General features: G+C 74.5%; 7 protein-coding genes. 5 read left to right on the plus strand and 2 right to left on the minus strand.

Annotated elements, in window-relative coordinates; genetic code table 11:
• The first annotated feature begins 50 nt into the window (after positions 1-50).
• Positions 51-707: a hypothetical protein gene (locus tag ACFXKG_RS36510; protein WP_384848383.1), complete on the plus strand. Its 657-nt coding sequence runs from the start codon at positions 51-53 to the stop codon at positions 705-707.
• A gap of 155 nt (positions 708-862) precedes the next feature.
• Here ACFXKG_RS36510 and ACFXKG_RS36515 read toward each other — a convergent pair whose 3' ends face one another.
• A complete protein-coding gene (locus ACFXKG_RS36515; RefSeq protein WP_384848386.1) occupies positions 863-1,492 on the minus strand; it encodes a hypothetical protein in 630 nt (209 codons plus the stop codon).
• A gap of 235 nt (positions 1,493-1,727) precedes the next feature.
• Positions 1,728-3,899 (minus strand): RecQ family ATP-dependent DNA helicase, encoded by a 2,172-nt coding sequence (locus tag ACFXKG_RS36520; protein ID WP_384848389.1) that lies wholly within the window; start codon positions 3,897-3,899, stop codon positions 1,728-1,730.
• Between the two features lie 110 nt (positions 3,900-4,009).
• Here ACFXKG_RS36520 and ACFXKG_RS36525 point away from each other — a divergent pair, with 110 nt between their 5' ends.
• The 4 genes from ACFXKG_RS36525 to ACFXKG_RS36540 all read left to right on the plus strand — a co-directional run bounded on the left by ACFXKG_RS36525 (position 4,010) and on the right by ACFXKG_RS36540 (position 9,278).
• Complete coding sequence (locus tag ACFXKG_RS36525; RefSeq protein ID WP_384848392.1) at positions 4,010-5,317, plus strand: DUF4192 domain-containing protein; 1,308 nt, start codon at positions 4,010-4,012, stop codon at positions 5,315-5,317.
• 89 nt (positions 5,318-5,406) lie between these two features.
• Positions 5,407-6,171 (plus strand): NUDIX domain-containing protein, encoded by a 765-nt coding sequence (locus tag ACFXKG_RS36530; protein ID WP_384848395.1) that lies wholly within the window; start codon positions 5,407-5,409, stop codon positions 6,169-6,171.
• A 164-nt stretch (positions 6,172-6,335) separates the two neighbouring features.
• Positions 6,336-8,231, plus strand: coding sequence for an ATP-binding cassette domain-containing protein (locus tag ACFXKG_RS36535; RefSeq protein WP_384848398.1), 1,896 nt, complete (start codon positions 6,336-6,338; stop codon positions 8,229-8,231).
• A gap of 159 nt (positions 8,232-8,390) precedes the next feature.
• Positions 8,391-9,278 carry a FadR/GntR family transcriptional regulator gene (locus ACFXKG_RS36540; RefSeq protein ID WP_382893537.1) on the plus strand — a complete coding sequence of 296 codons (888 nt, stop codon included), beginning with the start codon at positions 8,391-8,393 and terminating at the stop codon, positions 9,276-9,278.
• Positions 9,279-9,415 lie beyond the last annotated feature (137 nt).

The raw sequence follows: 9,415 nt of genomic DNA on the forward strand, positions 1-9,415 counted from the left end.
GAGCCCACCCACCGATGCTTTTCGCACCGGTGTTTGATAGACATCCAGTCATGCCTCTCATCCCTCAGGAGCCTCAGATTCACGAGAGAGCCCAGGGTCCCAGCGCCACGCCGGCCACCGGTCGCACCGCTTCGACCCCCCGTCCCGTACCCGGTCCGCGTCCCGTCCCCGGGCCGCGTTCCGCGACGACACCGAGGCCCGGACGTCCGGGTCCCGGTCCCGCGAGGCCCGCGCCGCCGGCGCAGCGCTCGCACAGCTCCGCCGGTCAGCCGAAGGCGTCCGGCACCGCCGACCCCGCCCCTTCCACCTCTTCCACCGCCCCCCAGGTCCAGGTGATCCCGGCTCCGGTGGGCGGCGTGCTGGACGCCGCCGAGGAGGCGATCGACCTGCTGCTGGACGCGGGCCGGGCGCCGGGCGACATCCTGGTGCTCACCACCGGCGAACAGCACCCGTGGGCCACCCACGAGCTGTCGTTCGGCGAGAGCGCGTACTGGGCCCAGCACGACGCCCGCGAAGACGTGTTCTTCGCGGAAGCCGCCGCTGTCTCCCGCGCCCAGTCCCGGCCCGTCGTGGTCGTCGCCGTCAACGGTGGCGATGACGCCGCCGTCGCCAAGGCGCTGCCCCTGGCCCGCTCGCGGGCCACCGCGCTGCTCGTCGTGTGCGGCGACGCCGAGCGGATCAACGCCGTGCTCGGCGCGGGCGTCTGAGCCGGGCGCCATCCGGCGCGCCCGCCGGGGGCGGTCACGCCGGTACGTTCCGACGGTGACCCGGCCGCCTCTTTCAGGAGGGTGGCCGGGCCGCTTCGGGGAGCCGTCCGCGGGGGGATCGCGCGGCGGCCGCTCCGCCTTCGGCGGGCGGCCGTTCAGCGGGCGGCGGTACGGCGCAGCGCCTCGACCGCGCCACCACCGCCCCGCAGGGGTGACATGACGGGATCGGCCGCCGTCTCCGCGAGGCTCGCCGGCGGCGAGTCCGAGCTGGGGCGACGGCCCCCGCGGCCCTCGCCCAGTACCTGCCAGCCGCCGCGTGTCAGCGTGATGTACGCGCCGCAGCGCAGCCCGTGCAGCGTGCACGCGTCGCGCAGCCCCCACATCCAGGCGCCGTCCTCCTCCGTCCAGCGCTCGTCGCCCTCACGGCAGTAGAGCAGCACGGCCGTGCGCACCGGCGTGCGCCGACGCAGATCGTGCGGGATGACCCGACGCAGGTGTGCCAGCAGCGCGTTGCGGAACTCCCAGCCGTCCACGGGCGCGGCGCGCGGCACGAACGACGCGCTGGCGGCCAGCCGTTCCTCGGGATCGAGCACGGCCACCACGGCGGTCGACGGGGTCGGCGCGTGCCGGCTGTGCAGACCGCTGACGACCTCACGGGGATTGCGCAGCAGCGGAATCCCGGCGGCGGCCCACTCGGCGGGTTCGAGCATTCTGGCGAGGTGGTTGACGGAAGCGGCCTGACCGTTGATCGAAGTGGCTGCGGACGGAGCGAATCCGAAGGTCACGTTCCTCCCTTCGCATACGCGCCCACAATGCGGGCAGGGTCGGGTGGGGACGCGCCGCGGCACAGCCCTTGCGGAGCGCGAGGAGACCGTGCGGGGGCACTTCCAATTCTCACCGGCACAGGGGCGTGCGGCAACGAGCAATTGGCGCCGCTGGTGGGAATGGAGGGATTTGACCGCTATATACCCGCGCACTCCCGCCGCGCGGCGCGCCAAGTGCTGAGGCTCCGGCTCCGGTTCAGCTCTGAACGGCGAGGACCAGCGGAAAGACACCCTCGGCCCCGGCCCTGCGGAGCAGCCGGGTGGCCACCGCGAGCGTCCACCCGCTCTCCGAGAGGTCGTCGACGAGCAGGACGGGCCCGCCGGCCGCCGCCAGCGCCGCCGCCAGCTCCGGAGGCACGGTCAGCGCCTCGTGCAGAACCCGCACCCGCTGCGCGCCGTTGGTGCGGGGGATCCGGGTGTCGGCGGCCCCCGGCGCGTACGCGACCGTACCGAGCAGCGGCATCCTGCCGATCTCCGAGATACGGGCTCCGAGCGAGTCCACCAGCCGGGGCCTGGCGCGGGAGGCGACCGTGACCACACCGACCGGCCGCGGCGGCGCGTCCTCGGCGCCCGAGGACCAGCCGCCCGGGCCCTTCGCCCAGTCGGCGAGCACACTCACCACGGCGCCCACCACGTCGTCGGGCACCGGACCGTCGGTGGCGCGCGCCGCCAGCATCGGGCGGAGCCGGTTTCCCCAGCCGATGTCGGAGAGGCGCCCCAGGGCCCGGCCCGGGAAGGACTGCTCCCCGGGCGCGATCCGTCCCTTGAGGGAGACCCCGACCGCGGCGAGGCCGGTCGGCCACATCTTGCGGGGCTCCATCTCCACTCCGGGCCTGCCCAGCTCGCCGCGGGCGGCGTCGAGCGCGGCGGCGGTCACCTTGGCCTCGAAGCGCGTCCCCGCGCAGTTGTCGCACCGTCCGCAGGCCACCGCCTCCTCGTCGTCGAGCTGACGCCGCAGGAACTCCATCCGGCACCCCGTCGCCGACGCGTAGTCACGCATCGCCTGCTGCTCGCTCCGCCGCTGCCGCGCCACCCACGCGTACCGCTCCGTGTCGTACACCCACGGCCGCCCCGTCGACGTCCAGCCGCCCTTGACCCGGTGCACCGCCCCGTCCACGTCCAGCACCTTGAGCATCGTCTCCAGCCGGGTCCGCCGCAGCTCGACCAGGGGCTCCAGGGCCGGCAGCGACAGCGGCTTGTCGGCGCGCCCCAGCACGTCGAGCGTGCGGCGGACCAGCTCCTCCGGAGGGAAGGCCACCGACGCGAAGTACTCCCAGATCGCCTCGTCCTCCTTGCCCGGCAGCAGCAGCACCTCGGCGTGGGCCACCCCGCGCCCCGCGCGCCCCACCTGCTGGTAGTAGGCGATGGGGGAGGAGGGCGAGCCGAGATGGACCACGAAGCCGAGATCGGGCTTGTCGAACCCCATGCCCAGCGCCGACGTCGCCACCAGCGCCTTCACCCGGTTCCCCAGCAGATCGTCCTCGGCCTGCTGCCGCTCCGCGTTCTCCGTACGACCGGTGTACGAGGCGACCGTGTGCCCGCACTGCCGCAGATACGCCGTGACCTCCTCCGCCGCCGCGACCGTCAGGGTGTAGATGATCCCCGATCCCGGCAGCTCGCCGAGGTGGTCGGCCAGCCACGCCAGCCGGTGCGCCGCGTCCGGCAGCCGCAGCACATGGAGGCTGAGGCTCTCCCGGTCCAGCGGCCCGCGCAGCACCAGCGCGTCCGTCCCGGCGCCCGTGCCCAACTGCTCGGCGACATCGGCGCTCACCCGGGAGTTGGCCGTGGCCGTGGTGGCGAGGACCGGGACACCGGCCGGCAGCTCCGCGAGCATGGTGCGCAACCGCCGGTAGTCGGGGCGGAAGTCATGGCCCCAGTCCGAGATGCAGTGTGCCTCGTCGACCACCAGCAGGCCCGTCGCCGCCGAGAGGCGGGGCAGCACCTGGTCGCGGAAGTCGGGGTTGTTGAGCCGCTCCGGGCTGACCAGCAGCACGTCGACCTCGCCCGCGGACACCTCGTCCTGGATCGTCTCCCACTCCTCCGCGTTGGACGAATTGATCGTCCGGGCGCGGATCCCGGCCCGCGCGGCGGCCTCCACCTGATTGCGCATCAGCGCGAGGAGCGGTGAGACGATCACGGTCGGGCCCGCGCCCCGCTGCCGCAGCAGCGACGTCGCCACGAAATACACCGCGGACTTGCCCCACCCCGTGCGCTGGACGACCAGGGCGCGGCGCCGGTCGGCGACGAGCGCCTCGATGGCCCGCCACTGGTCCTCGCGCAGCCGGGCGGCGCCGGTGGCGTCACCGACCAGGCGGGCGAGGACGGAGTCGGCGGAGGCCCGGAGCGCTGCGCGGTCTGCGTTGGTCATGGCCCCATGCAACCCGATGGGTCCGGCAAACCGCGAATGGGGCCGGCGACCTGTGGACAAGTTATCCACAGGCCCGAGCGGGATCCGGCGGAATCCGGCACGGTCGAGCCATGAACACGCACCGCGATCACCACGAACCGACCGGATCCGCCGCCGAGCAGCCGATCACCCTGCGCAGCCCCGGCGAGCTCGCCGACGCCCTGCCCTATCTCCTCGGATTCCACCCCTCCGACTCCGTCGTCATGGTCGCCCTGCACGGCGAGCGCGGACGCTTCGGCGGGCGGCTCAGGCTGGGCATCCCACGCTCGCCCGCGGAGTGGCCGCCCGTCGCCGACCAGCTCGCCGAGTGCCTGATCGAGGGCAGCGAGCGCCGCGGCTCCCGCCCCGACGCCATCGTCGCCTTCCTCTGCCAGGACCCGGGCGCCGGCGAGACGGGCCGGCAGGTGATGGAGCGGCTGCGCCCCCTCGCCCAGCGGCTGCGCACCGCGTGCGGGAGCCTCGACGTCCCCGTGCACGAGGTGCTCTGCATCTCCGACGGCCGCTTCTGGTCCTACTGCTGCCCCGACCCGCGCTGCTGTCCGCCGGAGGGGACCGGCCTCGCCCTGCCGGGTACCTCGGTGATGGCCGCGGCCGCCGCCTACGCCGGGGTCCAGGTGCGCGGCTCGCTACGGGAGATGGAGGCCCGGCTGGCGCCCTGGACCGACCCGGCCGCCGTCGCCGCGCAGGAGCGGGCGCTCGACCACGCGGGCGCCTCGCTCGTGCCCAGGATCCTGATCGAGGGGAGCCGGGAGAAGGTCGGCGCCGAGACACTGACGCTGGCCCGGTCTCTGATGGAACGGCTGGGCGAGACGCCGACCGGCGGGACTCGTGCGGACACCGAGGACGACCGGCTCATCACGGACGACGAGGCCGCGGCCGTCCTTCTCGGCCTCCAGGACCGGGTGACCCGGGACCGGGCCGCGGAGTGGATGGAGGGGCCGGACGCCGCACCCGCGTTACGGCTCTGGCGCGCGCTGTCCCGCCGCTGCGTCGGCCCGTACGCGGAACACGCCACCGCGCCGCTCACCCTGGCCGGCTGGGTCGCCTGGTCCACCGGAGACGACCCGGGCGCCCGGGTGGCCCTCGGGCTCGCCCTGCGGCTCGATCCCCGGTACGTCTTCGCCCAGTTGCTGCACCAGGCGTGCAACGAGGGGCTGGACCCCGAGACGCTCCGCCGCTGTCTGCGCGAGGAGCGGGTCGCCCGCGCGCTGCCCGGCCCGCGCGCCACGAGCCGCCGGACCAAGCCGCGGGCCGCGCGTCCGCCCGGGCCGCGGAGGGTCCCCGAGCCGAAGCGGTCGCGCCTCGACGCCGGGGCGGCGCGCGGCCGGGACGTCGCGGTACGGCGCGGCGGACAGCGCGGGACCAGGAGCGGGCGGTGACGGTGGGCGGCGGCGGTGACGGCCCGGAAGTAGTGGGCGTGAATGACGGAAGGAGTGTTTATCGTCAGGCAGACGCCTAAGATCGCGGCATGTCGCCCTACGACCCCTCGGCCTACCCGGCATTCGCCGTCACCGTCGATCTGGTGGTGCTCACCGTCCGCGGTCACGCGCTCTGCGCGCTGGTCGTGCGACGCGGAGAACCGCCCTTCCAGGGGCGGTGGGCGCTGCCCGGCGGCTTCGTCAAGGCAGACGAGGACCTCGCGGGCGCGGCGGCGCGCGAACTGGTGGAGGAGACCGGGCTCTGTGCCCACGACCCGGTCTCGCCGGCCCCCGGGAACGCCGCGCACCTCGAACAGCTCGCCACGTACGGCGATCCCGGGCGCGATCCCCGGATGCGGGTGGTCAGCGTGGCGCACCTCGCGCTCTCGCCCGACCTGCCCGCGCCCCGGGCCGGGGGCGACGCCAACAGCGCCCGCTGGGCCCCGGTCGACGCGCTGCTCGGCCAGGAGGGCGGATTCGGCCGGGAGGACGAGCAGCCCGCGCAACTCGCCTTCGATCACGCGCGGATCCTCGCGGACGGGGTGGAGCGCGCCCGCTCCAAGATCGAGTACTCCTCGCTCGCCACGGCGTTCTGCCCGTCCGAGTTCACCGTCGGCGAGCTGCGGAGGGTCTACGAGGCCGTGTGGGGCGTGGTGCTCGACCCCCGCAACTTCCACCGCAAGGTCACCGGCACCCCGGGCTTCCTGGTCCCGTCCGGGGGCACCACCACCCGTCAGGGCGGCCGGCCCGCACAGCTGTTCAGGGCCGGCGGGGCGACCGTACTCAACCCGCCGATGCTGCGCCCCGAGGTCTGACGGGTCCGTGCCGACGGTGAGATCCGGCGGGTGAGATCCGGCGTTCGGGGTCCGACGGGCGCGGGACTCGAACGGCCGCCCTTGACTGGCAAATCGGACATGTCGCGTTATCGTGCTGCGGTACCGCTGCCGTCGTGCGGTCTCACCTCCTTACGAGAGAAGCGATGCTCCAGGCCATCGGACTGACCAGTGCCCCCCGCCGAGACCTCACGCCCGCCGTGGACGATCTGACCTTCGAGGCCCGTCCCGGCTCGGTCACGGCGCTCCTCGGTGCACCCGGCGCGGGCAAGACCACCGCGCTCCGGCTGATGCTCGAACTCGAACCGGGCCGCGGCGTCACCTACTTCCGCGGACGTCCGCTCCACCGTGTCGCCCACCCGGCCCGCGAGATCGGGGTGCTCCTCGGCGACGTGCCCGGTCATCCCGCGCGCACCGTCCGCGGCCAGCTCAAGCTGGTCTGCGCCGCCGCCGGTGTGCCCGCCTCCCGCGCCGACGAACTCCTCGACGTCGTCGGGCTCGCCCCCCTGCGCGACGAACGGCTCGGCTCGCTGTCGCGCGGCACGGACCGCAGACTCGGCCTCGCCGTCGCGCTGCTGGGCGATCCGCACACCCTGCTGCTCGACGCGCCGTCCGCGGAGCTCTCGACGCGCGAGAGGAGCTGGCTGCACGGACTGCTGCGCGCCCACGCGGGGCAGGGCGGCACCGTGCTCTACACCACGGACGACCCCAAGGAGGCCGCCCGCGCCTCGGACCACGTCGTCACCCTCGACGAGGGCCGGCTCGTGGCCGACCAGGACACCGCCGCCTTCGCCCGTACCCGCCTGCGGCCCCGCGTCGCCGTCCGGACCCCGCACGCCGCCCGGCTCGCCGACGCGCTGAACCGCGAGGCCCGTGCCGGACGGCGCTCCGTCGAAGTGGTCGCCGAGGCGGGCAGCCTGCTCACCGTCTACGGCAGCAGCTGCCCGGAGATCGGGGAGACCGCCTTCCGGCACGGCGTCCTCGTCCACCGGCTCGCCGACGAGACCGGTGACATGGGCCCCACGCCCGCCCCCGCCGCTGCCTCCGTACCCGCCCTCGCCCCTGTCTCCGCTCCCGCCCCGGCTCCCGTCCCTGCCTCTGCCGGCGCCACTGCTCCCCTCCCTGCCCCTGCCTCCGCGTCGGTGCCCGGTCCCGGCGTCGCCCCGGAGGCCCGTGCGGGAACCCGGCCCGCCGCCCGTCCTGTTGCGGCCCCCCGTCCCCGTGCCGGCGACCCCGCCCGGCTTCCGCCGCCGCTGCCCGGACGTCCGGTCCGCTCCCCGCTCCGGCCCGTCCGCTACGAGCTGCGCCGCATGTTCGGCGTGCGCACCGCGCCGCTGATCATGGCCGCCGTGCTCGTCGCGTCCGTCGCCCTCGCCGTCCCCCTCGCCCGCACCGGCGGGACCCCGCTGCCCGGGCTGCTCGCCGCCTGGCCCGTGATCCTGCCGCTGCCGCCCGCCGTCCTCGGCGCCGGTCTGCTCGGCGCGCTCTCCTTCGGCGACGAGTTCCGCCACCCCACCCTCGGGAGCGCCCGCGGCACCGTCCCGCGCCGTCTCGCCCTGCTCCTCGCCAAGCTTGCCGTCACGGCCGTCGTGGCCCTCGTCCTCGCGTTCCTCGCGGTACTGGCCGACGGCGCGGCGCTACGCCTTGTGTACGGCGCCGCAGCGTTCCCCGTACCGGCCAACTGGGCTTCTCTGTCCGTGGGTTGGGCCGGCCTCGCGGTCGGCTGCGCCTGGGCCGGGCTGCTCGGCGCAGGGGTCTTCCGGATCACGATCGCGGGCATGGCCGCCGTCGTCGCCGTACCGACGCTGGTCGGTCCGCTGATCCAGAAGGCGTTCGCCGGGCCGTCCGCGCGCTCGGTCGCCGGACTCCCGGGCAGACTGCGGGACCTGGCCTGGCCGGTCTGGCCCGGCCAGGCCGACCTGTGGCTGACGGCGACGCTCAAGCTCGCTGCCCAGCCCGTCGCGGCGGCGCTCACCCTGTCGTTGTCGGCCCTGCTCTGCGCGTATCTGCTCACCGGCCTTCGCCGCAGGCCCCGTTGGTGACCACGTACGACCGGAGAGTCACCTCCTGGCCGTAACTCCCCTGATAACGCCCGCTTCTTTCCGATAAGGCGTCAATCGAAGGGCGGGCGCCGATCACCCTTTCGTGTGCTTTTCACCAAAGACCTCAAGGCGCGTGGAGGCAACGCCGACAAAGGATGCGTGAGTACCCTTGCGCACACCATGATGACCGCCGCCCGCTCCGCCGAGTCCGGCCTCGCCGAACCCGGTGAACTCGACCGCTACCCCTTCGCCGAGGCGCCCGGCGCCGACCGTATGGCCGCACCTGTCTGGGACGGCGCCGATACCGATCTGGGCCGTGTGGGACGGCGTACGACGAGCAGCCGGGGCCGCGGACTGCACGGCCAACTCGTCCAGCAGCTCGGACAGATGATCGTCTCCGGTGATCTGGGCGCCGACCGGCCGCTCGTTCCCGAGGAGATCGGCCAGCGCTTCGAGGTCTCCCGCACGGTGGTGCGGGAGTCGCTGCGCGTTCTTGAGGCGAAGGGACTCGTCAGTGCCCGGCCCAATGTCGGTACCCGGGTCCGGCCGGTCAGTGACTGGAATCTGCTCGACCCCGACATCATCGAATGGCGCGCTTTCGGGCCGCAGCGCGACGATCAGCGACGTGAGCTGAGCGAGCTGCGCTGGACGATCGAGCCCCTCGCCGCGCGGCTGGCGGCCGGCCATGGCCGGGCCGATGTGCAGCAGCGTCTCGCGGACATGGTCGGGATCATGGGGCACGCCCTCGCCCAGGGCGACGCGATCACTTTCGCGCGGGCCGACGCCGAATATCACTCCCTGCTGATCCAGCTCGCCGGCAACCGGATGCTGGAGCACCTCGCGGGCATCGTCTCCGCCGCCCTCCAGGTCTCCGGCGGCCCGGTGACCGGCTGTGACCGCCCCACGGAGGCTTCGCTCGACCACCACGCGCGGATCGTCGACGCCCTCGCCTCCGGGGACGCGCACGCCGCGGAATCGGCCATGCGCCAACTGCTCACCGTCCAGCCCGATGTGGAGCGTGTCGTACCGGCGCCGCGCGAGCACTGAGCGCTCCCCGGGGGCCAGGGCGTACGGGGAAGTACGCGTCGTGGGTGGGCGGGGCCGCGGGGCCCCGGCCCCCCCCGGGGGGGGGGGTTTACCCCAGGGGGGGCGGGTGGGGGAAATGGGGGGGGAGAGGGGGGCCG

Origin of the sequence: Streptomyces sp. NPDC059255 (assembly GCF_042752355.1) — a bacterium.
Classification (GTDB): domain Bacteria; phylum Actinomycetota; class Actinomycetes; order Streptomycetales; family Streptomycetaceae; genus Streptomyces.

Excerpts from the sequence above, each read along its gene's own strand:
- ACFXKG_RS36510 (WP_384848383.1), top strand. The coding sequence starts at position 51 with ATGCCTCTCATCCCTCAGGAGCCTCAGATTCACGAGAGAGCCCAGGGT.
- ACFXKG_RS36535 (WP_384848398.1), top strand. The coding sequence starts at position 6,336 with ATGCTCCAGGCCATCGGACTGACCAGTGCCCCCCGCCGAGACCTCACG.
- ACFXKG_RS36520 (WP_384848389.1), bottom strand. The coding sequence starts at position 3,899 with ATGACCAACGCAGACCGCGCAGCGCTCCGGGCCTCCGCCGACTCCGTC.
- ACFXKG_RS36530 (WP_384848395.1), top strand. The coding sequence starts at position 5,407 with ATGTCGCCCTACGACCCCTCGGCCTACCCGGCATTCGCCGTCACCGTC.
- ACFXKG_RS36525 (WP_384848392.1), top strand. The coding sequence starts at position 4,010 with ATGAACACGCACCGCGATCACCACGAACCGACCGGATCCGCCGCCGAG.